This window comes from Gillisia limnaea DSM 15749, from assembly GCF_000243235.1.
Lineage (GTDB): Bacteria > Bacteroidota > Bacteroidia > Flavobacteriales > Flavobacteriaceae > Gillisia > Gillisia limnaea.
Genome location: NZ_JH594606.1, coordinates 1,124,676 through 1,151,190, shown reverse-complemented (window position 1 = coordinate 1,151,190; position 26,515 = coordinate 1,124,676). Strand labels below are relative to the sequence as shown.

Sequence of the window (26,515 nt, the reverse complement as noted above, 5' to 3'; positions counted from 1 at the left end):
ATTTATTTTATTAACGAATATCTAATGTGAATTATGGCTATGGCCAATCGGGACGAATTAGCGAATAAGAATTAGAACAAAAGCCAGTTGCCAACAATATATAAAAACAATGCTAAATCAGTGCTTAATCGAAACTCCTTGCTCACTTGCTCAGCGGATTGTCCTGCGGACAATCACGCTCTCCAGCTCGCACAGTTTTTATACGAGACGTTGCCATTAATTTGAAAAAAAAATGAACAAATCGACAATAATTGTACTTCTAATTTTATTAATTTCAAGTTGTTCAAATACTACTGATGCGTTAATAATTAGTTGTCAAATAAATTTTTTTGTTCATTGAAATTTTGATTTGAAAATTCTTCTGTAAGCAATTCTTTTATGGAGGATTTATCCATCGCCGATATACTTAGTATTTGTATGATCTCATATATGGATAGGCTGCTGCGTAACGAATGTTTTATGTGAGCTACGATTAAGTAAGTGCAAATTGCCATCCATACGTGGATGTTTACTGCATTTTCAGAATGCCCCCATAGTTTTTTTATGGTCAGGTTTTGTTTTATCCACTTGAAGAACACCTCTATTTGCCACCTGTTTCTATACAGTTTTGTTATCTCTAGAGCGGACACTTCTTGATTGTTGGTCAAGAAGTACAATGTAATATCTTTCTCTACATCGTGGTATTCTACCAACCTAAGTGGCTCTGGATATAACCTTTTGGATTTATATCCATTGAGCAGTATGGTCTTGTCACTTTTTAAACCTGTCACGGGGTTTATATTGTAATTCTGGCCAGTGACCGTGTAGTCCATATTGGATTTGGCCCTTGAGATAAAAGAAGCCCCTGCAAGATGTATGCGGTAGAGCGCTTCAAAGTCTATATAAGCTTTGTCCATCAGATAGATTGCTCCTGATACCGGCACCAATACATCCAGTACGTTACTGTCGTGGTATTTCCCATCGGTGATCAACACAAAAGATGGTATGCTACCCCTGAGATCGAGCAGGGTATGGATCTTTACGGCTCCCCGGGAATACTTTCCCGGCGCCCATTGAAAAAGGACAAGGCTAAGGGAGATCGTGGTCGAGTCCAACGCAAAAACCTCATTTTCCAACCTGATGTTGGGTATGGGATGATCGGTGTACAGAGGACGCACCTGACCGATCAAGTATTCTCCAAAGTCTGCGAATATCCTCCAGTCCCTACCCTCATTGGCACGGGACAATGAGGACTGATTGACATAACCGTTCATTCCCAAATGATATAGCTTGCTTTTGTGTGCCCTGAGGCAGGTAGCGATGTCCCTTAGGGAATTGCGGGAGGTCAACTGGCCAAAAAACAACTGAACGAACTGATTCCAACAATTGAAATCACGGGTTCTGTAGTCGCCATTGTACCGTTTTACGCACTTCCCGAACTCATACCTGTTCACATAGTCCAGTGTTTGGGCAAAAACGTATTTTCCAGAATTCATAGCGGTCTAGTTTTAGACTACTAAGCTAGAATTCATTTCAAATCAAAAAATCAAAGAACGCTTTCAAAATCCCCTGGATAGAGGTTTTAGTTGAAAAATAAAAAAGTTAACGCATCACTAGTATTGTTCAAATAATAATCAATCGGAAAATAGGATTATAGAAATCGAAAATCTGCGCGCGGAAAATGACAGTCTGAAAAAAATTGTGGCGGAAATAAATAATAAATATGTTTTTGACAGTATTTTTTTAAAAACTGTAAATAGCCCTAATAACACTCTAAAAGCTGACTCTGATTATGAAATGCAAATTATGGTTTTAGGATATAACCCAACAAAAAGTTATTTTATAAAGTTTGATAGTATTGTAAATGGCGAAAAAGTAAATCCTGATACTTTAAAAAAGAAAAATGGCACGTTTTTATATAAGACCAAATTAGAAAATGAATTAACAAAGGTTAAGGTAGATGTCAAAATAGAAAATGAATATGGCCAAAACTACAAAGGAACATTGATGGATTTAATAAAGATAAAAAACTAATGGCAACACGGTGTATAAGCCATTGCTGGGTCTGCGCCTATCTGGAAAATTCTTGGGAATTTTCCAGCGGAGTTTTGTACTTTTGATGGTTCGTGTGTGAGACACGCAACGTCTCATACACATCAACGTTGTGTGTAATGCAAAAAAAACAATGAACATCGATACAAAATGAGACAAGAAATCGAAAACGAAGCAGTCGAACAACTTCAAAAAGATGTGCTTTTTGGATTTGAAGATAGAGATGATTTACTTGAAAGCATAAGTGAAATGTTTTATGATGAGGATGACTTCGATGAAAACTGGCTGAAAAAAGAAATCGATATCAGACTAAAAAAACATCAAAATGAAAGTCTAAAATGGGGAAAGCCAACTGATTTTGATAGATTGGTTAAATCCTTTGATGAACTTAACAAAGATAAAATTGTTTCTCTTCACAAAGCTGGATATACGAAAAGTGATGGAGAAGGTGATTGCACAGAAATTATTGATAAACTAAAAGAAATAGGGATTAATGCCAAAGGATATTGCTATTATCACACACAGGATTTAGAAAGAGCAATTGGAGAAGAAAAAATGCTGTTCATAGGATTTGACAGTTATAATCGTGATAACGAACTTGCGAAAGAAATTGGTGAAAAAATTATCGGAGTTTTGACGAAATATGGATTTAACACGAAATGGAATGGCTCAATAGATACGAGGATTGAAATTTTAGATATTGACTGGAAAAAAACAGTTGACAATATTGATTACAATTATGGTCGAGTATTTCAGATTATGGAAAAGTATCATAAACCAAAAAATTCTGACATTTTGAATAAAAATAAAAAACCATTTTGGAAAATATGGTAGCTTAAAGCACTACACACAACATCGGTTAAGCGCAAATAGCGGGCATTTTAGTAAAAAGTATTATTTTAGAGACCAATTGATAAACGACTAAGCTGACAAATATACGTCCTAACCCACGCCACTTGCCTTAACCGTATTCCAAGGTCAAATCCTAATAGTTTATTGATAATTTCTAAGCTGCAAATTTCTGAAGTTCTACATATGGTGTCCCTCTTTTCACCACTGCAAAAGCTCTTGATAAAATCTTATTTCGTACGTTATTTAAAGCTACCATTTTCGGTTTTCCTTCTGCAACTTTTTTCTTATAATATTGTTTTAGTTCTTTGTCGCACTATATAGCGCTCACACTGGCAAGTGTTAAGAGCGTTTTCATTTTCCTGTCGCCTATGTGATGAATTCTGTTTTTTCGATGTATACTGGTCCCAGAACTATGTTCAAAAGGTGCAACCCCGCAATAACTCGAAAACTGTCGCCAACTATCAAAACGTTTAAAGTTGCTCGTGTGATATAAGATTTGGCAAGACAGTATTAGTCCAACTCCTTTTAAAGTGTTTAAAAGCTCATAATTCCTTTGCAACGGCTCATCTTTCTTCATAAGTTTTTTAATGCGATTCTCTAGTGCTACAATTTGTTTTGTCAGATAATGAATCGTCTTCTTGATGATCTTGCAGCAATCATCAGTCGATGGACTACTAAGCAAATTCTGCATTTCTTTAAGACTACTCATTTTACCTGTACGATCTCTTACTAACTGCTCTCTAAAGGATAACAGGCGTCCTAGTTCTTGGATGACTTGTTCTTTTGGACTACTTAAAACAAGTTCTTCTTTGTAAAGCCAAGCATATCTCGCAATCATAGCTGAATCAAGTTTATCTGTTTTTCCTCTAACAATTCCTGCTGATCTTTTAATTGCTAAAGGACTTTCTTCAACATAATCTTTATTGTTTTCTGATAAGTAAACACTCAGGTTTGTAGAGTAATGTCCTGTATTTTCAAAACAGAAAAAATAGGATTGTTCTTCCATATATGTTTCTGTCCAAGAAAGAAGTGCCTTATAACCTTTTGGAGTATTAGAAAACACCCGGTGTACTGCTCTTTTATGAATATGAGCATCGATGGTTAATTTTGATACATCGATACCAATCACATCTACGTAATTTTTCATATTTTTAAATATTGTTCCCTTTTAGAAAGGGATGATTAATAAATGTTGCAATGACTATCACCTTTAATAGGAAGAGATTCCTGGTATTCCAAATGGTCCTAAAGCAACCTAAGAGGGACAAGAGGACTGATACGGATAAAGGAACTACTATTCCAAAGACCGTTTTAGTTCTCCTCTTGTTTCTTAGTAAAAATAACAACTACTTTAATAGCGGTGATAAAGTAAAGAAGACCGTTGTGTGCAATTTGACCAAACCATCATAAATATAGAATATATAGCAAAAAATGGAAAATGAATTAAAACCTTTTTGGAGTAAATTTTTCAATTTTGACTGGAGATTTGGACTTTTTTTAATTTTGATAATTTGTATTCCTCGTATTATTTTGGTTTTACACGGCAATGTGATTGGCAATATGCAATCTGTAGGAATGACTATGCTTATTATGGTTATTGCACCATTCATATTTTTAAGTAAATACGGCAGAAAAGAAATCGGAATAAAAAAACCCACAAATAATCATTGGTTGATTATAGCTTTTATAATTGGTGCTATTTTTAGTATTTTGCTTTACTTCCTCGGAGAAACTTTATACGGTAATTCTTTTGAAAATTGGTATAACTATATTGGAAAATCTTATAATATTCCGCAAGAAATCGATGAAAAAGGCAGACTTGTTATGTTCGGTATTTCAGCTGTTATTGCAATGACGTTTAGCCCAATTGGAGAAGAACTTTTTTTTAGAGGAATAGTCCATTCTAGTTTTGCCAATTCAGTTAGCAACAAAAAAGCATCTTTAATTGATAGTTCAGCATTTGCTATTGTTCATATTTCACATTTTGGATTAGTTTATCACAATCAACAATGGGAATTTCTTTTCATACCAACTCTGATTTGGGTGTTGAGTATGTTTATTATAAGTATTTTATTTTACGTTTGCAGAAAACGTTCAGGTTCGATTTTGGGAGCAATATTATGTCATTTAGCTTTCAATTTAGGAATGACTTATTGCATCTTTTATCCTATCATCGGGAATTAAAACTGCACACAACAACATATATAAAACATAGCTATTACAGGCTTTCCGAGAGGTTTGTGTGTATTTGCAAAGTCCACCAAATTTTTTAATTTGGCTTTTGAGAAAATAAGATAAAAAGAAAATTAAAAAATTCGGCTCGTGTATAATCCGAAAAGTTCGTGTCTATTTACACGCTACGTTTCATATACAAACCGTTGCCAACAATTTGAAAAAAACTATTCTAATATTAATTCTAACTATTTTTTCAGCCTGCGAAAAAACTGCTGAAATCGAAAACCCGAACGGAATTTTCACGAAATCGGAGATAAGCGACTTGAATTGGATTATAAATGAGTTTGACCAAATTCTAGAATCTGAATACAAAACAAATGTTGTGGAAAAAGCTTATAAAGATTATTCAAGTGAGGTTTGGAAAGGTTTGAGCGAGAGACAATCTATTCCAATTCCAAACGGAATTGATTCACTAACTCGGAAAATAAAAAAGTTAGGCGTTTTTTCAAAAATTTGGTCAACCTGGAAAGGAAAACCAGAAGATTCAGAAATTTACAATATCGGACAAGAGCCTTATCTGATCTATTTAAAAGAACTCGGAAAAGAATCAGATTTTATAGAGGATTATGCGCAAAGTTTATCCAATACAAGAGATATTATGCCTTCCATTGTTGCTGGATTTGCAAAAAATATTGATAATATAGATTTAAAAGACAAAAATAGCCGACTGATATTTTCAGTACATTATTTGACACTATTTACTAGATGAAAAAACTGTTGGCAACAACGGCTATAGTTCATTGCGGCGGAATTTTCTGCCGAAAATTCTCGCCGTTTTGCTATCTTTCGGCTACAGCGGAAAAGTCCTTCGGACATTTTCCGCAACAAACCATAGCCAAACCGTTGCCCGTAATTATGAAAAAACTGACTAACTATTTTACTATAATCTTTATAGCTTTACTTATAAGTTGTACAAACGAAAAATCTGATTCGAAAAAGGGATTCGAGACTGATTATAAAGATTCTGAAGAGATAAAACTCGGAATTCTCAGTGAGATCTCAAAAATTGAATTTTTAAGAGAAGATGATAAATATGGAGAATGGGGTGGAGATGTAGATGTAATTGATATTTATAAATATAAGGATGAAATTTTCGCTAATTACAAAAGATATGTAGGAAAAACTACTCCGCCTCCACCACCAGATGATACGAAAATGAATAAAAAGTGGTACGAATATAAGTCCCTTGAGAATAAAATTGACAGCATTAAATTAAGTGAAAACGAAAAGAAATTAGTAGAAACAATTTTTAGTGATCTTCTAAAAAATAAAATGAAAAATGACAACATACCAATTGATGGATATTATAATAGTGTAATTGCAAGTGACTCAAGTTTGGTAATCATTGATTATAATTCTTTTGAATGGAGCTCCTTTATGGATTTAAAAACTGAATTGACGAAAAAATAACTACGGGCAACAACATATAAAAACAATGCTTAATTTGTTCCTGAATCGAAACTCTGTGCTCGCTTGCTTAGCGGATCGTCCTGCGGACAATCACGCGCACTGGATCGCACTGTTTTTATACGAGACGTTGTAGCACATTCAACCAAAATGCGGACAAATGAGATATGAAATATTTTCAGATTTAGGAGGGTTTCTTTGGTGGCTTACCATCAAGTTTGGGAAAACGGACTTAAAGAAAGAACATACTCCAGACAAATGGGCTAGAAATCTTTTCTTCTTAATCGTCCTGGGACTTGTAATCGGATTTATTTCAGTTAAGTTCTTTTAATTGCTATAGTAGCTCCAAAAACAAAATAAACCAAATTGCTGACTGACATCAATTTTAAACTCAAAATTTTTATAATGGAATTCGAACTGTTTGGTGAATTTGGCGGATTTTTATGGTGGGTATTAATAAGATTTTGTAAAACCGATTTAAAGGAAGAACAAAAGGAAGACAAAAAGCCCAGAAACTTAATTTTCCTCATCGGACTGGGACTCTTGATAGGGTTTATTTCTATTAATTTCTTTTAAAATATATTATGCCCTATAAATGAGAAACGTGCTACAACAATATATAAAAACAATGCTTAAACCTGTGTCCAATCGAAAATCCCTGCTCGCTTGCTGCGCTGATTGTCCTGCGGACAATCTCGCTCGCCCGCTCGCACTGTTTTTATACGAGACGTTGTGCCTAATGCCAAAATAAACCGATGAAAAATACTTCTAAATGGATTGATGGAATAGTTCAAGACCTAGTAGACTCTGAGAAGAAATTAAAGGATACGCTGTTAAAGGTGCAAGTTTTAGCCTTCAAGATTAAAAATGAAAAATTGAAAAACTGGGTAGATTCTGAACTTAATGGATATAAAGATAACAATATTCCAGAGTATAGAATAATTCCTACACCGGTTAGTGGAAATCTCGTACAGAACAGAGGTTTTGGCGGATTTTTGACACGAAATAACACAACTCTACCTATTGAATATTTAAAAAAAGAAACCTATAAAAGAGTGACCAGACTTGAATTTTCCTCTAAAGTCTCTGAGATAGAAAGAATGTTAGCTCAAGATAAATCCTATCATATAGATATTCCCCATTACATCTATATAGAATTTAATGAGAGCCTTGCGAACGGATGGGAAGTCGATGCTGCGTGGCAAAAAATATCCCTGAATTCATTAGAAGGCATTTTAAGCTCTATAAAAAGTAATCTTCTGACCTTTTTACTGGAGTTAAACCAAGAAATTGGTGACAATGAAGATTATTCAATTATGGTAAAGGAAAAGAATGTAGATAAATTATTTGAAAAAACAATTGGTTCCATTTCAGGTAAGACTGTGAATGTACAAATAGGAGATAGGTCTATGAAAACAGTTTCTAAAGGTGAAAAATCAAATCTTAACATAAGTCAAGGTCAAGACGTAAATCAAGAAATTAATATCGATATTAAAAATGATGTTCAAGAATTGATTCAAATTTTAAATGAAAATCTCGAGAACTTCGGTTTAAATAATGAAGACAAAGAAGATGTTTGCAACGAGATTAACCGATTAGAAACACAACTTGATCGGAGTAATCCAAAATTCAATATTATAAATACCGCAATTCACACAATTAATGGGATTTTGACAGGAATAACAGCAAATGCTTATACTCCACTTGTTCTTGACAAATTACAGGATATCTTATCCAAAATATAAAAGCACTAGGCACAACAATATATAAAAACAATGCTCAAACCAGTCTCAAATCGAAAGTCGGTGCCCGCTTGCTGCGATTGTCCTGTGAACAATCAAGCTCGCCCGCTCGCACTGTTTTTATACGAGACGTTGTGCAAAATTTAATACAAAATTTGAGAAATTTAAAATTATACATTCTGACTTTCCTTTTTATTTCTACTTTGAACAGTTGTAAACAAGAAGAAAATTTAAAATTGTCAAGTGAAAATGCAATTCCAAAATTCACCGAAAAACAACAAGATTCTTTAAAAGATATATATCTGAATAACGGAGCTTGGCTGACTGATGTTTATTCGCAAGATTGGCAAAACGAAATTGACAAAGGATTGAAAGTGGATTCCACAATAGCTTATTTCTGGCAACAGAAAGCTATGCCATTGTTCAAACAAGGTAAATACGAGGTTGGAATGACATTCATTGATAAAGCAGTAAAGTATAATCCTGAAAGATGGCAACGATACAGAGCATTTATAAAGTGTATATTTTCTAAGCAATATAAAGACGCAATTATTGATTTTACGGATTATCAAGAAACATATGGATACGGATTTGAAATGGATCACTCATATAATTTTTACATCGCGTTAAGTTACTTGCAACTAAGCGAATTTGAAAAAGCAGAAAATTTGTTTGAGAAAGATTATGAGAGAACTATTGATAAAAAAGGTGAAGACTGGTTACACCATCTAGACCTCTTTTATTACGGAATTAGTAAGTACGAACTGAAGAAATATGAAGAGGCTTTAGTACTATTTGATCAAGCCTTAGAGCGATATCCTCAATTTTCTGACGTTCAATATTATAAAACTAAAGCTCTTTATAAATTAGGTGAAATAGAAGAAGCAGAGAGCGTATATAAAAGTGCAAAGGAAAATGCTAGAAAAGGGTTTTCAATAAATGAGGATAATGTCGTTTATGAAAGATATCCTTATCAGGTTAGATGGAATTAAACTTAGCACAACATCGGTTAAGCGCAAATAGCGGGTATTTGAACAAATAGTTATATTTTAGAGACCAATAAACAAACAACTAAGCTGACAAATTCACGTCATTAACCCACGCTACTTGCCTTAACCAAGACCGTCAGACTGTCTAAAAACCTTCCTTTTTCTTAACAACTTTGTTGACTACTTTTTCAGGATCGTTTTCGTTCTTTTTAGTAACTTTGGGTTATCTTCATGCTATGAAATTTATTATAGGAAAAGATCGGAAACAAGCTGCTTTGTTTCCTGTTTCATTAGAAGAAAGTATTGAGACAGAGAATGAAGTCCGTGCCATCGAGCTCTTTGTCAACAGCCTTGATTTGGAAAAAATGGGTTTTAAGGTACGCTTTCCCGAAGGAGGAAGACCCGCTTATCACCCTGCGGTACTGCTCAAATTGTTCATCTATGGGTATTTGAACCGGATACGTTCCTCCCGGATTTTGGAGAAGGAATGCAGGCGCAACATTGAAATGATGTGGCTCATTGAACAACTTTCCCCGGATCACAATACCATTGCCAACTTCAGAAAGGACAATCCCGATGCCATTAAAAAGGGTCTTTCGTGCCACAGTGCAACTTGCCAGGAACTTTAACCTGATTGGCGGTAAGATCATCGCCGGTGACGGCACCAAACTTCGGGCACAGAACAGCAAAAAAACAATTTCAACACTAAAAAAATTGACAGGCACCTGCAGTATATTGACAACAAGCTGGAGCAGTACAACCAGGATATCGCCAGGGCCGATGGGGAGGCTGAAAAGCAGGAAGCCCAAAAGAATAGCGACATTCACACCGGCAGAAAAGAAGGCTATAAAAAACTGAAACAACAATTGGAAGAAACAGGAGAATCACAAATTTCAACCTCTGATCCGGAAAGCCGTCAGATGATTCTCCGGGGCAATATTACAGAGGTAGCCTACAATGTACAGTCTACTGTAGATGCGCAGCACTGCATCCCCATCGATTATGAAGTCACAAACCATAATGATAAAAAAGCGATGGGAGCTATGGTGAGAAGGGCGAAATCTATTCTTGGGAACACTGATTTCACCGCTCTTTTTGACAAAGGCTATCATACAGGTTCTGAACTGGAAATCGCCCGGGGTTTAGGGATTAAAACCCTGGTTGCCATTCCTGCCACGGCCTCCAATGCACCGGACACCAGATATAATGTTCAACATTTTGTGTACGATGCGCAAGAAGATCATTACATCTGTCCTGAGAATCATTTTCTGAAAACCAATGGGAACTTTTACATCAACCACCGGGGAAAATCCAATCAGTCTGAATTTAAACAGTATAAAACAAAAGCATGTAACGGATGCCCGGTGCGGGAGTTATGCACCACGGCCAAAAACGGGAGACTCCTGGCAAGGAACATATACACTCCGGTTTATGAAGAGAACAAAAGAAATATGGAGGCTGATCCTGAACTCTATCGCCGAAGGCAAGCCATTGTAGAGCATCCCTTTGGAACTATAAAGCGGCAATGGGGTTTTGATCATATCCTTTCCAAAAAGGGAAAGAAACGAGCCTCTGCAGATGTAGGCTTTATCTTTATAGCCTACAATCTCAAACGAATATTAAGTCTGATGGGTAAAAAAGGGTTCCGGGAGATGTATGCTCAGTTGATTCTTTGTTTATCTGTCTTAATCCAGGCTTACAAAGCCATTTTTAGGACATTATATTCAAATGATACTATAAACCCTAATTTCAGCCCTACTCCTAATCCCACGGTTAAAAAGCTTATTTTGGCCCATAATTGGCAGTAAACGTAGGTTTTTAGACAGACTGCCGTTGTACAACATTTAGCCAATCGAATATGAGGAACTACTTTTTAATTATAAATTTTATAATGTTTTTTGGATTTTCTAATGCTCAGGAGCGTACTTTCCAAACTGTTGATAGCTCAGTAAATTCCTATGCCCAGAATTTGCTAATCAATACCGCCGCTGACAAAGTTCTGATCTACAAAACTGGATGTATAGGCTGTGAAATTATCGGTGAGTGCAGTTGCAAAATTGGTAGCATTAGATCTTTTCTAATCTGGAAAGAAGCAAACGGATCGTATGTAAAAGAAATAAATTGCTGTGAAACTTCTGACAGAAAGGAAACGGATTTAGATGCAGTTTGGCGGGAATTGGAGGCAAAGGAGGAAATAATTTTTGGTTCTGAGTTCAAAGTTGAGAAGGAAAACGTCCACTACGATTTTTACGAGGTAAAATTGATGAAGAAAGGATCAGAAAAAGAAATAAAAATGGCGGACTTTTATTTCAACGATGATAACAAATATCGAGAGCATAATTCCCAACAAGCTGCAAAGGAATTTCAGAAGCTGATTGAATTAACCTTAAGGTAGTAATACAAAACGTTGTACAACAAAATATAAAAACAATGCTAAAACCTATCTTAAATCGAAAGTCTGTGATCGTTTGCAGCGTCTGATTTTCCTGCGGACAATCATCGCCGGCAAGCTCGCACAGTTTTTATATGAGACGTTAGCCTTCATTAAAAAAAACACAGTTGAAAGAATTAAATTTAAAACTAATAAAAGAGGAATTAAGAGAATTTTCGGTAGATAATAATTCTTACATCAATACATATTCGGAATTCATTAAATATTTTCGACAAATAGAAACGATAGAAAAACATCATCTGATTATTTCAAGTCATTTTGTATATGGTTGGATGCCGACAATTCTTTCTTTAAACCAAGAAAATTTACCCAAAGTTTTAGAACTTCTAAACCAAGCAAAGAAAGGATATCTTTTAACCGCACCCGAGTTAGACATTTTAAAAAATAGCATTAATAATTCTCTTGTAGGTTTATCAAAACTTCTTCATTTTATTCGCCCAGAAGTATATGCAATCTGGGACAGCCGAATTTTCAAATTTCTGACTGGTAAAAAAAGCACTTATGGAATAGGCAAACCGACGGCTTATTTGAATTATATTCAAGATTTAAAAAGAATAACTAACCAAAAAGAATTTGACCAACTTTTTCAGATAATTCAGGAAAGTTTTGATTATCGAATAAGCAAATTAAGGGCAATAGAAATTGTTATGTTTCAATCTAAAACGGATTTTGGGAAAAGTTTAATCAATCAATAACTATGACTGCATATAGAGAAAACATTATAAGTACATATAAATATTTAATTTCTATTAGAGAAGATTTAATTACTCATTCGCTGAATATAGCAATGACTGGGGAATTGAAGGATATGGATGAAGCATTCGATATAGGAGATACATATAGTTTTGATATTGAACAGTTCAAAGGAACTAACGATGTAAATCTTAACAAACTAGTTGCATTTTATGAAGAACTGGAAAATTTAATGAATTCATTGGCAAATATAAATGCAATAAGAGAAGAAGATTTATCGGATGAAAACGAAGGCTAACAACATATAAAAACAATGCTTAAATCAGTCCCAAATCTAAACTCCGTGCTCGCTTGCTGCGCTGATTGTCCTGCGGACAATCTCGCCGGTCACCGCACTGTTTTTATACGAGACGTTATGTGGCATTAAAACGTACCTATGAAAATTAAAGATATACATTTAAAAAATTTCAGGTCTTTCGAAGATTGCTTAATTAAGTTTGAGGATTTTTATACTGCAATATGTGGAAAAAACAATTCAGGGAAATCTAATATAATTAGAGCGATACTTAATGCATTGGAGAGACCAATGATGAATCGTAATAGGATTAACTACAATAGTGATTTTCCTGTGTGGAAATCGAAATCTGCAAAAGAAAATATTTCATTGACTATTAGAGTACAACTTGATAAAATATCTGATGTTGGCTTAATAAAATTTTTGAAGGTCTTTTTGAGCGATAAAAAAGACGACCCTCAAGAACATAATGTTGAGGACACTCTTCTGACGATTGAAATAAATATTAATCCTAATCCAAAAGAAAGTACTACTAAAATCATTGTGAATGAAGAAACAGTTTCTGACAACTATAAAGTTGGTGAAATACTAAGAAGAATCCATTTCGCACAAGTAATTGTTTTTCATAACTCTACACAACCTGTTAATCCGTATAGAAGAACGCAACACGGTCAATTAGATAACTTAAACGTAAAAACAAAGGAATCTATTGAAAACAAGGTTACTCAAATAAACAAGGAATTATCAAAAGCCATTCAAGCTCATAAATCCGAACTACAAGAATTAGTAGGTAGATTACAAGAAAAATATGAAGTAGGTTTAACATTTAGTGGTTTTGATATGAACTACGAGCAAATACCATATGAGATATCACTTGGTGAAAAGAACTTCGAATTACCTCTTGAAGATTGGGGAAGCGGAACAAAAAATAGAACTTTAATATTGAGTAGTATTTTTAATGCTAAAAATTTAATTGACCAAGATGACGAATCGAATAAAATAACGCCAATCGTAATAATCGAAGAACCAGAGTCATTTTTGCATCCTTCCGCACAATCAGAATTTGGTAGAATTTTGCAAGATTTAAGTAAAGAGTTGGAAATACAAGTTATTGCCACAACGCATAGTCCATATTTATTAAGTCACCATAATCCAAAATCTAACATTCTAGTTAAAAGGAATATTGTCCGGAATAAAACAAGAGAATCAATCATTGAAAATGTGAAAGATGAAAATTGGCGTGAACCATTTGAGTTAGCACTAGGGATGGTTGGTCCGGAATTTGAGAGTTTAAAAGAAGCTTTTTTTAGCAAAGAAAACAATATAATATTATTGGAAGGCGCTATAGATGTTGAGTATTTCAATATACTTCGGGACACTCGCCACGGAGAGAACAGATTAAAATTTGATGGAGAACTTTATCCATATGGCGGTTTTGGGTTTTTAAATAATCCTGTACTTTTAAAATTTATTAAGGAAAGATTCAACAAGTTAATTGTTACCATTGACTTAGATGCCGTTTCAAACGTAAAGGCAAATTTTGATAAAGCGGGATATTTAAAAGAGGAGGATTATTTCTCAATTGGACTTGATAAACCAGGATATAGATGTGTTGAAGGTCTTTTACCCGACTTTATAAAAAGTAAAGTAAATAATGAAAACTCTGAATTAGTTTTTGCCCTTCAATCAGAAGACAAAGATGAAAGAAAATCTGCAAAAGATAGACTTAAAGCTATGTATTTGGAAGAATTTAAAAAGGACTTGAAATATGACTCTACTTATTTTGAGGAATTTTATAAATTATCAAAAAAGATGAACAAAAAGATTAATAACGCCACATAACAATGGATATAAAAAATAGGCGAAACAGCAGTAAATTGAAAGCTTGTGGCTCGTATCAAACTTTGTGCTTAACCGAAAGTTTGGTGCTTCGAAACCGCCTACTTTTCATATACTAACCGTTGGGTAGCATTAAGAAAAAACTATGAGTTACGATATAATATTTCCAGATAGAAATGGAACCAATGGGCAAGAAACAATTACAACTGAAAATAATATTGTGCTCATTGGAGCAAATGGTTCAGGTAAAACTCGATTAGGTGTTCGAATTGAGGAATTGACCCAAAATTCTTGCACAGTTCATCGCATAAGTGCCCAAAAAGCTTTAAACATTCCTGACTATGCTGAAATTAAAAACCTTGAACAGGCAGAAAAGGAACTTTTATTTGGAAGGTCTGACCAACATGCTAATATCGGACAGAAAATGAATACAAGGTGGGGTAAAAAACCTGCTACTTTCTTATTAAATGACTATTCAAGACTTCTTTCTTTACTTTTTGCTAAATCAGCTGAAAGAGACAGAGATTATACCCTAGCTGCAAGAGAAAGTGAAAGTTATACAGGAGTACCTGATGCGCCTATTGACAGAATTATTTATCTTTGGAACACAATAATGCCACATAGAGCAGTCTCATTTGCCGATGGAAAAGTAATGGCTCAGAAGACAGGGCAAGATGAATATCATGGTCAAGAAATGAGTGATGGTGAACGGGTTATGTTGTATTTAATTGGTCAATGTTTATGTATTCCTGAAAATTCTATAATTATCATAGATGAACCTGAGATTCACTTACACAAGTCGCTAGTTGACAAATTATGGAATCAAATTGAATCGCATATTCAAAACAAACTACTGATTTACATCACTCATGATCTAGATTTTGCTGCATCAAGAACTGATGCCATGAAGATATGGATTCAAGAGTACAATGGTAATAATCAATGGATTTGGCAAGAGACACCTGTTGACGAAGATTTACCAGAAGGTTTAATGCTTGAAATAATCGGGAATAGAAAAGATGTAATTTTTTGCGAAGGTGAAAGTGGTAAATTGGATTCTACTGTTTACCAATTAGTTTATCCTAATCACCATATTATACCAAGAGGTGGAGGCGATAAAGTTATTGAAGCTACAAAAGCATTCAGAGCTAATGCATCTCTTCATCATTTAACCGCTCATGGCATAATTGACAGTGACTATAAAGAAACTGCGGAAATCACAGCATTATCAGGTTATAATATTCATACAATATCTGTTGCGGAAGTTGAAAATTTATTCTGTATAGAACCTGTACTTCGAATAATCTCTGAGCATTTAGAAATGGACGCTAACGCCAAAGTAAATGAAGTAATTGACTTTTTAATAGCCTCTTTGACTGCTGAATTTGATGTGCAGGTTTCGTCAAAAGCTGAAAAAATAATTGAATATCAACTCGGAGCATTTTCAAAGGAATCTAATTCAGAACAAGGCTTACAAGATGGTCTTAGTACTACAATTGGCAGAATTGATATTCCTGCAACGTACGAAGAAACAAGAGTGGCTTTTCAAACAGCAATTGATAAAAGGAATCTAGAACAGCTACTGTTAATATATAATCGGAAATCACTTCCAAATAGACTTTCAGGAACTTTCGGCTTAGCGAATGGAGAATATGGAAAACTATTAGTTCGTTTATTAAAGGGCAGTAGGCAGACGGAGCTTATTGCAGCACTGAAACAGTTCTTACCTGAAATATGAAATAATAAAAACGCTACCCAACAATGGGTATAGTGCATAGCTTCCTGACGTCAGATACGACACCATACCCTAAACGTTGGCAAACATTTCAGACCACCTTCTTGAATTCATCATCATCAAAAGAATCAGACAATGGGCTACTATCAATAATAAGTTTACAGTCTTTTGAAAGCTTTCTTGAAAAAGACCTTATTGCAGTATTTGGACTTTCATTTTCTTTTAACGCAGGATTTTCATAAATTAAATCAGCGTGTGCAGGATTTCCAGGAGTATCTAAATATACTTCCATTTCTTTAGGTAAATATTGGAAATGTTCATCTAAAGGTGTAGAAAAAATATCAGCTTCAAATTCTTTTCTTTCATTTAGAATATAATTTTGCTTCACCTTTTCAAAATGCGACTTTCTGAAAACAATAAAACCTATATAAACTTTACCAATAGCAACACCCTTTGCAAATTCTTTACATTTACTCTCTTTGCAATAAAAATTTCGCTGTAAAGAAACACCGCCCTTATTTGGCAAAAAAATATCTTTAGAAACTAATTTTTCTATTGATATAATTTTGTTTTTGAAATTTCGGTCAAAAATATAATGAACCAAAATTTCATCATCGGCAATTTCTTTAGGTATTAGAACGGGCATTTAAACTGATAAAAAACTAGATAAATCTTGTAGTAATTCGTTTTTCGATTCATCTAATATAAGGGAGTCTACTTGTTTATCATCGGTTCCATTCACTTCTATAAAATAACCAAGTTCTTTAGCACCAATTTCTAATGAAAAAGCATTATCTACATCTTTTTCCCAATCAAAAACAACAGTCCCATAAGACGTACTGTAAACATCATCAATTTCTAAATGTTCTAAAACAGTTGGATAAAGGTTATCTATAAAAGAATAACATTGAGCTAGTACATCTGCAGATATCTTAATGTTTTCATCAGGAGAATTGAAAAAATCTAAAATTTGTCTTTTTAAAAAATCTGATTTTTCATTACTTAACAATCCTGTAAAGTGATAAGTATATTTCAAATCAATAACTTCTTCCTCAAGATAAACACTTTCCATTTCGATATTAGTTCTATTTAAAAAGCTAAACTTTTCGACCTCTGGATTTAAAGTAAACAAACTAGTTAATAATGCCATAATTACTTTAATTTTATTAAGTTCTGACTATTTACAGTCAATATATCTTTAAGAATTTTTTTATTCTCTAAATGCGCAATATCATAAAGGGAACTAAAATTCTTATCTTTGTTTAAGTTACTAAATAATTTGATATCACCAAACCTTTGAGCGTATTGATGGTCAATTATTATTCTTTTAATATCGTTATTAAAAGAAATTTCTGTTTTTTCTTCGTAAGATAAACCATTATCCTCATTCCCTTGGGAAACTAAAACTAAAGTTCCGTTTTTAGAGGATAAAAACTTCTTGTTTAAAAGTTCTGAATCAATATTAAATATATCAGCAACAGGAATAGATGAATTTCTATCTGTCCATATGAATTCATCTCTGTAATTTAAACTAATAGCTTCAACATAAAAGTCATTCATACCAGAAAACGAATTTAAATCTGAATCTAACTGGTTCTTAAATGTATCCCAATCTTTATACTTTCTATTCTCTAATGAAAGAATTGATTGATTCTCTTTGCTATTTTCTAATTTAAAAACATTGTTTATCGAACCTTTATCATCGTAACTTTCAAATATAAAACCCTTGATTTGTTCGTTAGAGATTCCTAAACTGTTATTGTTAATATTTATAGTAGTTGCTTTCATCATTCCTTTTTTAGGATAACCTTTAAAGCCTTCAACATCTTTTGTTTTTTCAAAGATATCTTGTGGTTTTAAAAAAGCTTGTGGTATGAAAACAGATGCTACGGCTCTACTAATCGAATGACTTTCAGAAATAGGCTTTAAAAATTCTAACATTTAATTTTAAAATGATTTTGTTTACAAATGTAGTTTTTTATTTGAATTTAATTAAGATATTGAAAGAGTTTTAAGAAAGTAATAACTAAAAAAAACGATTTGCCAACACCGTGTATAAGCCATTGCTGGGTCTGTGCTCATCTGGAAAATTCTTGGGAATTTTCCAGCGTAGTTTTGTACTTTTAATGGTTCGTGTGTGAGACACGCAACGGCTCATACACATCAACGTTAGGCAACATAAAAACAACGATAATGAAAAATATATTTCTATTAGTATTTTCCTTCTTTATTACAAATTCTGTACTAGGACAGAACAAGGCTAAAAATGTAGAGTTTGGAACACAATTTTTAGACACAATATCCTTGCCTTCAAAACATAATTATATTGTATCAGTCAAATTATATCCAATAAGTAAAAACGATTCAAAGGAATATTATAACGACCCATCATTTAAGTATTCATTAGACTCATTAAACGCAAAGAATATAATCGTTACGAACAGAAATGATAATAACAATATAGTACTCATTCCACCTCTTAAACCAAATAGGTTTTACGTTTTAGAAACCCAATATACTGGTAGATATAATATTTTCGGAATTTTTAGAGATATGCATAACTCACAAGACACCAAATGGTTAGAAGAATATGATGAAAACAAAGAAGAATGGTTAAAAACTGTACGAGAATATAATGCACAGAATGAAGGGAGGCAATTATTTTTCCACCCAACAATTAGTGAATTACAAAATGTAAAAAACGAACTAGACACCACTAATTTAGAGACTACAATAGACACGGCTAAAGTTAAGCGTATTCTATTCCAACATTTTAAAATTCTAACTTTCGAAAAAAAATAATTTCTGATAAAGATATACTCAATTTTAGCAGAGAACTAAAGCAAATTAACTCCATAGATAGCTCAACATTTCTTCTTTTCTTTGCAAAATTTGGTACAATACCTGATTATTTGAATCTGTATAGTTTATATAGTAAAAGGCTAAAAGTTTTAATGGATAACAAATCTTTCATTACTCATAATGATTTTGAGAATACGGTTATTAATTCCTTAGAAAAAGAGAAAGAAGAGTATATAAACAATGAAAAGAAAAACAATCGACCTGACGAAAGTATTTCAAATTATATAGGACAAATTGCAAGAGCAGTCGTTTATTCAAAATCAAATCCTGTAACAACTTATCCTGAGAAATATGAAACCGGATATAAAAGAACACTTGTTCCTGATTTTGGCTACATAACTTATATTCCTTATGAAGGCAGTATTAAAGGCGGTTCTCCGTATGTTGGAGTATACATATCTTTATCTCCTGTCAATAAAAATATTCCCTTAAAGCTATCACAGTTATCCTTCAGTCAACGCTTTTCAATTCATACAGGGGTTACTTTAAATTCGCTTGAAAAAACTGGATTCAGAGATGACTTTTTTAGTAACTACTCACTTATGCTGGGTGGAGGATATAAAATCTTGACTCACTCAACAAGATTGAATTTTGGAGGTGTTTTATTCAAAAAGACAGATGCTATTTCTGGAAATTCAAGTGTAGCTATTCAGCCTTATGTTGGACTATCAATTGACATTGAAATAAGAAAATGGTTAGAAGGGATAATTCCAACTTTTACAAAAAACTTAAAAGCAGAATAATTATGAAGAATAGGCTACTTACTTCCTTATCGCTAATGTTAATACTCAATTCTTGTTATAAAGAAGATGATTACTCACCAACGGAACTATCTAATATTATGAATTTAAGGATAGATAATGATAATCAATTAGCAGATGGTTTAAGCAAAATTACAGCTGTTGCAGAATTTCCTTCTGATTTTTCAACCGAAACTAATAATAAAGTAACGTTTATTATTGCTGGAATTGAAAAGGAAGCTGACATAAGGCTAGTTGAAATTGATGGTACAAATAAAAAAATTGCAGAGATTGATTTTACATCAAAAAGTGTTAAAACATCAAATCTAAAAGCTATAATTTCAGTACTGCAATCAGAAATTTCGGAAGAACAAAATATGAGCTTTAGACGAGCTTTTTGTGAATCAATTAATTTATCATCCTCATCATTAACAATAATACCCGACTCTTCATTTACTAAAATTACTTTGACCACAAAATTGATAAGAGAAAGTGGTGTAGTAAGTATTGGGACAATTGCAAATACCAAAGTTGTTGACTTAAATGGTGTTGAAAGAGGTATTTTAGTTAATTATAGTTTTAAAACTGACTCACTTGGTATAATCACAAATCAATTTACTATGGGGAATGACGGCTATGAAGGTCAGCTTTATGCAATATCAGAATCTTTAGATGAATCAAATAATATCAAAAAAGACACTTTAATATTATATTCTCAAAACTAAATAACAATGAAAAAATTCAAAGCAAATATCGGCAAAGTAGACAAAGAGTTATTTGAAAAAATAAATAAACTATTAAAAGAAAATGGTATTATTGACGCAGAAGTCACAAGCCTAAAGATTAAAAATACTAATCCTCAAGCTTTAACTTGTCCTCCTGGCAAAATATTATACTGTTGGACTGATATTAGTGGAAGAAGATATTGTAGATGTGTATAATTACGTTGCCTAACAATGTATATAAAAAATAGGCGAAATAGTGCTAAAATCTAGGCTTTAGGCTCGTATCAAACTTTGTGCATAACCGAAAGTTTTGTGCTTTGAAATCGCCTACTTTTCATATACTAACCGTTGTAAACGAGGCAAAAAATTGAAGTTTAGAAAGAACAGCTGAATGACAATCGTTCCAGAATAAAAATTAGACTAAAAAATTCAATTTCTTTATAATAATATTATTTAATTATCTACGATGAAAACTAACATGAATGTCTTTATCCTGATGGCATGTATCAGTGCTACAATTTTTTCTTGTTCTTCTATTAAGAAAGAATCTGAAAAAAGTGTAATGAAATCTTTGGCTCATACCGATTCTACCTATATCAAACTTGATAGGTGGCTAAACAAGCAAACAACCAAAGGTTTTAAAGGAAGTGTCTATATGGTTAGCAATGGGGACATTATTATTGATAAGCCCTATGGACAACAAGACACTACTCTACCATTAGCATACTGGATAGCATCTAATTCAAAACCTATAGTTGGCTTAGCAATACTAAAGTTGGAAGAGGATAAAAAGCTTTCAGTTCAGGATCCTATAACAAAATACTTTCAAAATGTACCCTCTGATAAGCAACACATCACCATTCACCATCTATTGACTCATTCCTCGGGATTGCCTCATGGCTATGCAACAGATAATATTCAGACATATGAGAAAGCGCTTGAGGCAGTTATGAAAGTTCCAGTAAATAAAGAGCAGATTGGAATGTTTGAATATTCAAATAATGGTTATGCGTTACTCGTGCTTTTAATAGAAAAATTGACCGGAAAAACCTATGAACGTTTTGTTGAGAAAGCAATTTTTAAGCCCGCAGATTTGGAACATACTGGGTTCTGGGGCTTTGAAAAAGAAAATGTTTTTATTCAACCGCCTTTTGATTCTTTACGTGCAGCAAAACAACCTGCTACGATGTATGATAAAGGGAAAAGTGTCATAAATTACGGTCAAAAAGGGTCATCAGGTATTTACAGTACTGCTAAAGATCAATATAAAATATTCATAGCAATGATGAATGGTGAAATTATATCCAAAGCCAATGTGGAGAAATCTTTTAAGCCATATGTTTTTGTTTCTGAAAATGAGGATATAAAAACATACTATGCATACGGTTGGTTTGTAGGGTATAGAGGCAATCAATTAATTAATATTCGTCATTCAGGGGAAGAAACCTGGCTTGGCCATAATTCTATGCGTATTTTTTACCCCAATGGTGATGGTATTGTTGTGTTGTCAAATTCAAATTTAACAGAAGAGGAAGACGTATGGGCTGTACAAGTTGCTTATAATTTAGAGTATCTTCTTGATTTGATGAAGCAATAAAATTACACATTGAAAGTCATTTAAATTTATTTGTTCGCACTCTAAAAATATAACAAAAATGAAACCAGCTTACATAAAAAGTTGTAAGTCCTGCCTAAATAATGTAGCCTTGAAGTGTAATGAAGTTTTTTTACCGCGGACGAAAATAGAACGGATTAGAAACGAGATTGTGGGAAAAAGCCCAGTTTACAACAATGCATAAAAACAATGCTTACACCTGTCTCGAATCGAAACTCCGTGCTCGCTTGTTGCGCCGATTGTCCTGCGTACAATCAAGTTCGCCTCCTCCCACTGTTTTTATACCAACCGTTGTACAACATTGGGTAAAAATTAGTTCTGAGCAAAAACGTAAAGCCAAAATTTATCGAAAGATAAGAACTGTAAAATATTACATTTACTCTTTTATAACCCTTTTAATAATCAATAAATTTTTATGAAGAATGTCTTTTTTATAGCTGTAATGCTATTTTCCTTTTTTGCTGTTAATGCACAAAATGACTCTGATAGTCAGAATGATAAAAAAAATGAATTAAAAGTTGATTTGATCCAACCATTAATTGGAGGATCTATTGAAGCAAGTTATGAAAGAAATTTAAACAACAAATCCTCATTAGGTATCTCGGGTCTTTATATGTTCTCTGAGAAATTTGATGAGGATATGAATTATTCCCTCACACCATATTACAGAAGGTTCTTTGGCAAGAAGTATGCTGCAGGTTTTTTTGTTGAAGGTTTTGGAATGTTTAGTTCAATTGACGGAAAAAAAATCTATGAAACAGAGGAGCAGCTAACTTTTACGGAAGGTTCTGATGTTTATGATTTATCTCTCGGTTTAGGTTTGGGTAGTAAATGGGTCACCAAAAGTGGATTCATCTTCGAAATAAATGCCGGTTTGGGTAAACAATTATTCAATGCAGATAAAACAGACCACGACCAGGTATTACGATACGGGTTTAAATTTGGTTATCGATTTTAAACACAGTATTTCAAGAGAAACGTTGTACAACAGCATATAAAAACAATGCTAAAACCTGTTTCTAATCCAAAGTCCGTACTCGCTTGCTTAGCGGATTGTCCTGCGGACAATCACGCGCGCCAGCTCGCACAGTTTTTATACGAGACGTTGTATGCAAGTGAAATAACTTAATCCCAAAAAATTATTTAAAATGAGCTTTGGCGCCGGACATATGCAGGATATGAATAATCGGATAAAACAGAACCGAGCGCAACGTCCTTCAAATCGAGGAAAATTTAAAGAGAATAATCGTGACGTAATTTATGCGGACACTGACATTCCGGAACGTCCTCTATTTCATTCAGTTCCTATAGAGGAATTAAATAAAATTAAAATGCAGATTAGAGAGCAGGCAAAAAAAGAACGGACTAAAATGCGAATTTTCTACGGTGTTTCAATCACTTTAGGACTGATTTTACTGACTGGATTGCTCTTATGGCTTGGCTAAAAAACCTGCATACAACAACATATAAAAACAATGCTTAATTTGCTCTTGAATCGAAACATCGTGCTCACTTGCTTAGCGGATTGTCCTGCGGTCAATCAGACTTTCCAGCTAGCACTGTTTTTATATTAAACGTTATGTGCAAGCTGAAAAAAAATCCTGCTTATCCAAAAACAGAATTCAAATGAAGAAAATACTTTTAATAATTCCTTTACTTATCGGTTGTTCGTCAACGAAAGAGAAATCTGAATACGAAAGTCTTTTCGACTACGAAGGAAAATACGAATATGTTGATAATACGACATTAGAACTTAAAGCATCAGCGATGGACACAACGCTTTATGCAGTAATAGATAATGCGAAATATCCTTTGAAATTTATTGCTATAGACAGTTTTACAGATATGCAAGGAAGTTCTGTGATTTTTGAAAGGGACAACTCAAAGAAAGTAATAAGCTATAAATCTGACGGTCAAGAATTCAAGTTACTAACAAAAGACATTGATAAATCGAATATGTTTCCGAGAAAAGAACTTTTCGATAAACCAGAAAATTACGAGTATAAGAAACCTACAGAAACTGATGACGGACTTGCAACAGGCAATTTGGATGATGAATTCAAAAACCCCAAACTTATAGTCGATATGGTCAAAGAAACCATTAAGGGTAATTTTCCCGATGTCCATAGCATCTTGATTTATAAAAACAATAAATTAGTACTTGAGGAATATTTTTACGGTTATGATGAAAATACACCACATCAATTAAGGTCTGCCACAAAACCTTTCATTGGCGGAATTCTTGGAATAGCGGTTGACCAAGGATTTATAAAAAGTGAAAAAGATGGACTACTACCCTATTTTAATTCTATATATCCAGAAATCGCCAATTTAGACAAAAGAAAAAAAGAAATTACAATAGAAAATTTCTTAATGTATCGACACGGAATGGATTGTGAAAACAATAATCCTGAAAGTAAAGGATATGAATCAAAAATGATGCAAAGTAAAGATTGGGTAAAATACACGCTCGATTTACCAATGGTTGGAGAACCGGGTATATCATCATCTTATTGTACAGGTTGTGCTTTGACTTTAGGCAGTTTAGTTGAAATAGCAACAGACAAGAAAATTGAGGATTTTGCAAAAGAAAATCTTTTTGAACCTTTAAACATTTCAAACTACAAATGGACTTTTGAACCAAATCAAACGAGTAGTGACGATTTTAGTCAAACGTATTTTACACCAAGAGACTTGATTAAATTAGCAAAATTATTTAAAGATGGTGGTAAGTGGAATGGAAATCAAATAATATCAAAAAGTTGGATTGATAAAACATTTAATATGGACAAAGGAGATTACGGCTATCTTTGGGAACATAAATATTTTATAGTTGACCGACGAACTTATAACTCATATTTAGCTTCGGGAAACGGCGGACAAAAAATTAATATTTGGCCTGAACTCGATATGATTACAGTATTTACTGGTGGAAACTATAATTCTTATCAATTGTATGGTAAAAGTACACCGCCAAACGAAATGATACCGAAATATATATTAAAGTCCGTGAAGTAAAGCCTGCACATAACACCGTATATAAGCTATGGCTTGGTCATTGGCCATTTGGAAAATCTTCGGATTTCCAAAAGTTAGTTTATATTTGGAAAGGTTCGTGCTAAAACAAGCCACAGCTCATATACATCAACGTTGTACCTAATTCTAAAAAAACATTTATGAATAAAAGAATATTAACAGTTATAGTAATCACACTATTAACTTTCTCCGTGAACGCTCAAAGCAATGAATTACTAATTGGTAAATGGGTATTTATGGATGCATATAACAAAGAAAAGATTGACGAAGCTGGATTACAAATGTTGAAAACAGATATAATAAATAAAATGACTTTTGACTTTAAGCAAAATTCTAGTTTTAGTTCATTTGTAATGGGCGAAACAATGAATGGATCTTGGCTTTTGACAAAAGATTCGAAAAAAGTTATATTAAAAACCCCTGATGGCCCATTCGAATTTCAAATTCTAAAACTGACAAAAACTGAGCTAGCATTAAAAATTGGGTTAGGTGAGTTTCTTATGAAAAAAACTGAAAACTAAAAAAAAGAACTAGGTACAACATCGGTTAAGCGCAAATAGCGAGCATTTGAGTGAAAATTATTATTTTAGAGACTAATTAACAAACAACAAAGCCGACAAGAACGCGTCCCTATTCCACGCTACTTGCCTTAACCAAGACCGTCAGACTGTCTAAAAACCTTCCTTTTTCTTAATAACTTTGTTGACTACTTTTTCAGGATCGTTTTCGTTCTTTTTAGAACTTTGGGTATCTTCATGCTATGAAATTTATTATAGGAAAAGATCGGAAACAAGCTGCTTTGTTTCCTGTTTCATTAGAAGAAAGTATTGAGACAGAGAATGAAGTCCGTGCCATCGAGCTCTTTGTCAACAGCCTTGATTTGGAAAAAACGGGTTTTAAGGTACGCTTTCCCGAAGGAGGAAGACCCGCTTATCACCCTGCGGTACTGCTCAAATTGTTCATCTATGGGTATTTGAACCGGATACGTTCCTCCCGGATTTTGGAGAAGGAATGCAGGCGCAACATTGAAATGATGTGGCTCATTGAACAACTTTCCCCGGATCACAATACCATTGCCAACTTCAGAAAGGACAATCCGGATGCCATTAAAAGGGTCTTTCGTGCCACAGTGCAACTTGCCAGGAACTTTAACCTGATTGGCGGTAAGATCATCGCCGGTGACGGCACCAAACTCCGGGCACAGAACAGCAAAAAAAAACAATTTCAACAACTAAAAAAATTGACAGGCACCTGCAGTATATTGACA

At 33.5% G+C, this 26,515-nt stretch carries 28 protein-coding genes and 2 pseudogenes; 25 read left to right on the top strand and 5 right to left on the bottom strand.

Features of this window, described 5'->3' with window-relative positions; translation table 11 throughout:
• Positions 1–308: 308 nt before the first annotated feature.
• Positions 309–1,475, bottom strand: coding sequence for an IS4 family transposase (locus tag GILLI_RS06900; RefSeq protein WP_006987510.1), 1,167 nt, complete (start codon positions 1,473–1,475; stop codon positions 309–311).
• Positions 1,476–1,680: 205 nt separating this feature from the next.
• On the opposite strand from GILLI_RS06900, the gene GILLI_RS06895 reads away from it, so the two are divergent.
• A complete protein-coding gene (locus GILLI_RS06895) occupies positions 1,681–2,013 on the top strand; it encodes a hypothetical protein (RefSeq protein WP_006988386.1) in 333 nt (110 codons plus the stop codon).
• A 168-nt stretch (positions 2,014–2,181) separates the two neighbouring features.
• A complete protein-coding gene (locus GILLI_RS06890; protein WP_006988385.1) occupies positions 2,182–2,865 on the top strand; it encodes a DUF6891 domain-containing protein in 684 nt (227 codons plus the stop codon).
• A 331-nt stretch (positions 2,866–3,196) separates the two neighbouring features.
• On the opposite strand, the gene GILLI_RS06885 is transcribed toward GILLI_RS06890, so the two are convergent.
• Positions 3,197–4,030, bottom strand: coding sequence for an IS110 family RNA-guided transposase (locus tag GILLI_RS06885; RefSeq protein ID WP_245545610.1), 834 nt, complete (start codon positions 4,028–4,030; stop codon positions 3,197–3,199).
• A gap of 284 nt (positions 4,031–4,314) precedes the next feature.
• Between GILLI_RS06885 and GILLI_RS06875 the strand changes: the two genes are divergently transcribed.
• The 13 genes and pseudogenes from GILLI_RS06875 to GILLI_RS06825 all read left to right on the top strand — a co-directional run bounded on the left by GILLI_RS06875 (position 4,315) and on the right by GILLI_RS06825 (position 16,273).
• Positions 4,315–5,067, top strand: coding sequence for a CPBP family intramembrane glutamic endopeptidase (locus GILLI_RS06875; RefSeq protein WP_006988383.1), 753 nt, complete (start codon positions 4,315–4,317; stop codon positions 5,065–5,067).
• A 205-nt stretch (positions 5,068–5,272) separates the two neighbouring features.
• Complete coding sequence (locus GILLI_RS06870; RefSeq protein WP_006988382.1) at positions 5,273–5,827, top strand: hypothetical protein; 555 nt, start codon at positions 5,273–5,275, stop codon at positions 5,825–5,827.
• Positions 5,828–5,973: 146 nt separating this feature from the next.
• Positions 5,974–6,528, top strand: coding sequence for a hypothetical protein (locus GILLI_RS06865; protein WP_156798651.1), 555 nt, complete (start codon positions 5,974–5,976; stop codon positions 6,526–6,528).
• Positions 6,529–6,685: 157 nt separating this feature from the next.
• Positions 6,686–6,856 (top strand): hypothetical protein, encoded by a 171-nt coding sequence (locus tag GILLI_RS18525; RefSeq protein WP_006988380.1) that lies wholly within the window; start codon positions 6,686–6,688, stop codon positions 6,854–6,856.
• Between the two features lie 74 nt (positions 6,857–6,930).
• Positions 6,931–7,101 carry a hypothetical protein gene (locus tag GILLI_RS18520; protein ID WP_169312726.1) on the top strand — a complete coding sequence of 57 codons (171 nt, stop codon included), beginning with the start codon at positions 6,931–6,933 and terminating at the stop codon, positions 7,099–7,101.
• Between the two features lie 179 nt (positions 7,102–7,280).
• Positions 7,281–8,270 (top strand): AbiTii domain-containing protein, encoded by a 990-nt coding sequence (locus GILLI_RS06860; protein ID WP_006988378.1) that lies wholly within the window; start codon positions 7,281–7,283, stop codon positions 8,268–8,270.
• A gap of 152 nt (positions 8,271–8,422) precedes the next feature.
• Entirely contained in the window at positions 8,423–9,259 is an 837-nt protein-coding gene (locus tag GILLI_RS06855; RefSeq protein WP_006988377.1) for a tetratricopeptide repeat protein, read from the top strand.
• A 233-nt stretch (positions 9,260–9,492) separates the two neighbouring features.
• A pseudogene (locus tag GILLI_RS19235) lies at positions 9,493–11,064 on the top strand (IS1182 family transposase).
• Between the two features lie 83 nt (positions 11,065–11,147).
• Positions 11,148–11,651, top strand: a complete 504-nt coding sequence (locus tag GILLI_RS06845; protein WP_006988376.1) for a hypothetical protein — start codon at positions 11,148–11,150, stop codon at positions 11,649–11,651.
• A 164-nt stretch (positions 11,652–11,815) separates the two neighbouring features.
• The gene (locus GILLI_RS06840) at positions 11,816–12,403 is read left to right on the top strand and encodes a hypothetical protein (protein ID WP_006988375.1); all 588 of its coding nucleotides are present in this window, start codon (positions 11,816–11,818) and stop codon (positions 12,401–12,403) included.
• Between the two features lie 2 nt (positions 12,404–12,405).
• On the top strand, positions 12,406–12,699 hold the full coding sequence (locus tag GILLI_RS06835) for a hypothetical protein (RefSeq protein WP_006988374.1): 294 nt from the start codon (positions 12,406–12,408) through the stop codon (positions 12,697–12,699).
• Between the two features lie 138 nt (positions 12,700–12,837).
• On the top strand, positions 12,838–14,538 hold the full coding sequence (locus GILLI_RS06830) for an ATP-dependent nuclease (protein ID WP_006988373.1): 1,701 nt from the start codon (positions 12,838–12,840) through the stop codon (positions 14,536–14,538).
• A 142-nt stretch (positions 14,539–14,680) separates the two neighbouring features.
• The gene (locus GILLI_RS06825; protein WP_006988372.1) at positions 14,681–16,273 is read left to right on the top strand and encodes a DUF4435 domain-containing protein; all 1,593 of its coding nucleotides are present in this window, start codon (positions 14,681–14,683) and stop codon (positions 16,271–16,273) included.
• An 88-nt stretch (positions 16,274–16,361) separates the two neighbouring features.
• Here GILLI_RS06825 and GILLI_RS06820 read toward each other — a convergent pair whose 3' ends face one another.
• The 3 genes from GILLI_RS06820 to GILLI_RS06810 are packed head-to-tail and all read right to left on the bottom strand — an operon-like array spanning position 16,362 to position 18,211.
• Positions 16,362–16,916 (bottom strand): hypothetical protein, encoded by a 555-nt coding sequence (locus tag GILLI_RS06820; RefSeq protein ID WP_006988371.1) that lies wholly within the window; start codon positions 16,914–16,916, stop codon positions 16,362–16,364.
• Complete coding sequence (locus GILLI_RS06815; protein ID WP_006988370.1) at positions 16,917–17,420, bottom strand: hypothetical protein; 504 nt, start codon at positions 17,418–17,420, stop codon at positions 16,917–16,919.
• 2 nt (positions 17,421–17,422) lie between these two features.
• Entirely contained in the window at positions 17,423–18,211 is a 789-nt protein-coding gene (locus tag GILLI_RS06810) for a TIGR04255 family protein (RefSeq protein WP_006988369.1), read from the bottom strand.
• Between the two features lie 252 nt (positions 18,212–18,463).
• On the opposite strand from GILLI_RS06810, the gene GILLI_RS06805 reads away from it, so the two are divergent.
• The 10 genes and pseudogenes from GILLI_RS06805 to GILLI_RS06760 form a co-directional block, all read left to right on the top strand.
• Positions 18,464–19,072 (top strand): hypothetical protein, encoded by a 609-nt coding sequence (locus GILLI_RS06805; RefSeq protein ID WP_006988368.1) that lies wholly within the window; start codon positions 18,464–18,466, stop codon positions 19,070–19,072.
• A 152-nt stretch (positions 19,073–19,224) separates the two neighbouring features.
• Entirely contained in the window at positions 19,225–19,875 is a 651-nt protein-coding gene (locus tag GILLI_RS06800; RefSeq protein WP_006988367.1) for a hypothetical protein, read from the top strand.
• Positions 19,876–19,877: 2 nt separating this feature from the next.
• Positions 19,878–20,597, top strand: a complete 720-nt coding sequence (locus GILLI_RS06795) for a hypothetical protein (RefSeq protein WP_006988366.1) — start codon at positions 19,878–19,880, stop codon at positions 20,595–20,597.
• Positions 20,598–20,603: 6 nt separating this feature from the next.
• Entirely contained in the window at positions 20,604–20,813 is a 210-nt protein-coding gene (locus GILLI_RS06790; RefSeq protein WP_006988365.1) for a hypothetical protein, read from the top strand.
• A gap of 250 nt (positions 20,814–21,063) precedes the next feature.
• On the top strand, positions 21,064–22,194 hold the full coding sequence (locus GILLI_RS06785; RefSeq protein WP_084810945.1) for a serine hydrolase domain-containing protein: 1,131 nt from the start codon (positions 21,064–21,066) through the stop codon (positions 22,192–22,194).
• A 433-nt stretch (positions 22,195–22,627) separates the two neighbouring features.
• Entirely contained in the window at positions 22,628–23,170 is a 543-nt protein-coding gene (locus GILLI_RS06780) for a DUF3575 domain-containing protein (protein ID WP_006988363.1), read from the top strand.
• 190 nt (positions 23,171–23,360) lie between these two features.
• Positions 23,361–23,657 (top strand): hypothetical protein, encoded by a 297-nt coding sequence (locus GILLI_RS06775; RefSeq protein WP_006988362.1) that lies wholly within the window; start codon positions 23,361–23,363, stop codon positions 23,655–23,657.
• 181 nt (positions 23,658–23,838) lie between these two features.
• A complete protein-coding gene (locus tag GILLI_RS06770; RefSeq protein WP_006988361.1) occupies positions 23,839–25,230 on the top strand; it encodes a serine hydrolase domain-containing protein in 1,392 nt (463 codons plus the stop codon).
• 158 nt (positions 25,231–25,388) lie between these two features.
• Entirely contained in the window at positions 25,389–25,769 is a 381-nt protein-coding gene (locus tag GILLI_RS06765; RefSeq protein WP_006988360.1) for a hypothetical protein, read from the top strand.
• 239 nt (positions 25,770–26,008) lie between these two features.
• Positions 26,009–26,515: pseudogene (locus GILLI_RS06760) on the top strand (transposase); the annotation flags it as partial.

Coding starts and splice junctions, on each gene's coding strand:
- GILLI_RS06845 (WP_006988376.1), top strand. CDS start 11,148: ATGTTTTTTGGATTTTCTAATGCTCAGGAGCGTACTTTCCAAACTGTT.
- GILLI_RS06770 (WP_006988361.1), top strand. CDS start 23,839: ATGAAGAAAATACTTTTAATAATTCCTTTACTTATCGGTTGTTCGTCA.
- GILLI_RS06800 (WP_006988367.1), top strand. CDS start 19,225: ATGGATAACAAATCTTTCATTACTCATAATGATTTTGAGAATACGGTT.
- GILLI_RS06900 (WP_006987510.1), bottom strand. CDS start 1,475: ATGAATTCTGGAAAATACGTTTTTGCCCAAACACTGGACTATGTGAAC.
- GILLI_RS06830 (WP_006988373.1), top strand. CDS start 12,838: ATGAAAATTAAAGATATACATTTAAAAAATTTCAGGTCTTTCGAAGAT.
- GILLI_RS06835 (WP_006988374.1), top strand. CDS start 12,406: ATGACTGCATATAGAGAAAACATTATAAGTACATATAAATATTTAATT.
- GILLI_RS06865 (WP_156798651.1), top strand. CDS start 5,974: ATGAAAAAACTGACTAACTATTTTACTATAATCTTTATAGCTTTACTT.
- GILLI_RS06890 (WP_006988385.1), top strand. CDS start 2,182: ATGAGACAAGAAATCGAAAACGAAGCAGTCGAACAACTTCAAAAAGAT.
- GILLI_RS06875 (WP_006988383.1), top strand. CDS start 4,315: ATGGAAAATGAATTAAAACCTTTTTGGAGTAAATTTTTCAATTTTGAC.
- GILLI_RS18520 (WP_169312726.1), top strand. CDS start 6,931: ATGGAATTCGAACTGTTTGGTGAATTTGGCGGATTTTTATGGTGGGTA.
- GILLI_RS06810 (WP_006988369.1), bottom strand. CDS start 18,211: ATGTTAGAATTTTTAAAGCCTATTTCTGAAAGTCATTCGATTAGTAGA.
- GILLI_RS06765 (WP_006988360.1), top strand. CDS start 25,389: ATGAATAAAAGAATATTAACAGTTATAGTAATCACACTATTAACTTTC.
- GILLI_RS06885 (WP_245545610.1), bottom strand. CDS start 4,030: ATGAAAAATTACGTAGATGTGATTGGTATCGATGTATCAAAATTAACC.
- GILLI_RS06825 (WP_006988372.1), top strand. CDS start 14,681: ATGAGTTACGATATAATATTTCCAGATAGAAATGGAACCAATGGGCAA.
- GILLI_RS06790 (WP_006988365.1), top strand. CDS start 20,604: ATGAAAAAATTCAAAGCAAATATCGGCAAAGTAGACAAAGAGTTATTT.
- GILLI_RS06820 (WP_006988371.1), bottom strand. CDS start 16,916: ATGCCCGTTCTAATACCTAAAGAAATTGCCGATGATGAAATTTTGGTT.
- GILLI_RS06795 (WP_006988366.1), top strand. CDS start 19,878: ATGAAGAATAGGCTACTTACTTCCTTATCGCTAATGTTAATACTCAAT.
- GILLI_RS06805 (WP_006988368.1), top strand. CDS start 18,464: ATGAAAAATATATTTCTATTAGTATTTTCCTTCTTTATTACAAATTCT.
- GILLI_RS06815 (WP_006988370.1), bottom strand. CDS start 17,420: ATGGCATTATTAACTAGTTTGTTTACTTTAAATCCAGAGGTCGAAAAG.
- GILLI_RS06860 (WP_006988378.1), top strand. CDS start 7,281: ATGAAAAATACTTCTAAATGGATTGATGGAATAGTTCAAGACCTAGTA.
- GILLI_RS06785 (WP_084810945.1), top strand. CDS start 21,064: ATGAAAACTAACATGAATGTCTTTATCCTGATGGCATGTATCAGTGCT.
- GILLI_RS18525 (WP_006988380.1), top strand. CDS start 6,686: ATGAGATATGAAATATTTTCAGATTTAGGAGGGTTTCTTTGGTGGCTT.
- GILLI_RS06780 (WP_006988363.1), top strand. CDS start 22,628: ATGAAGAATGTCTTTTTTATAGCTGTAATGCTATTTTCCTTTTTTGCT.
- GILLI_RS06775 (WP_006988362.1), top strand. CDS start 23,361: ATGAGCTTTGGCGCCGGACATATGCAGGATATGAATAATCGGATAAAA.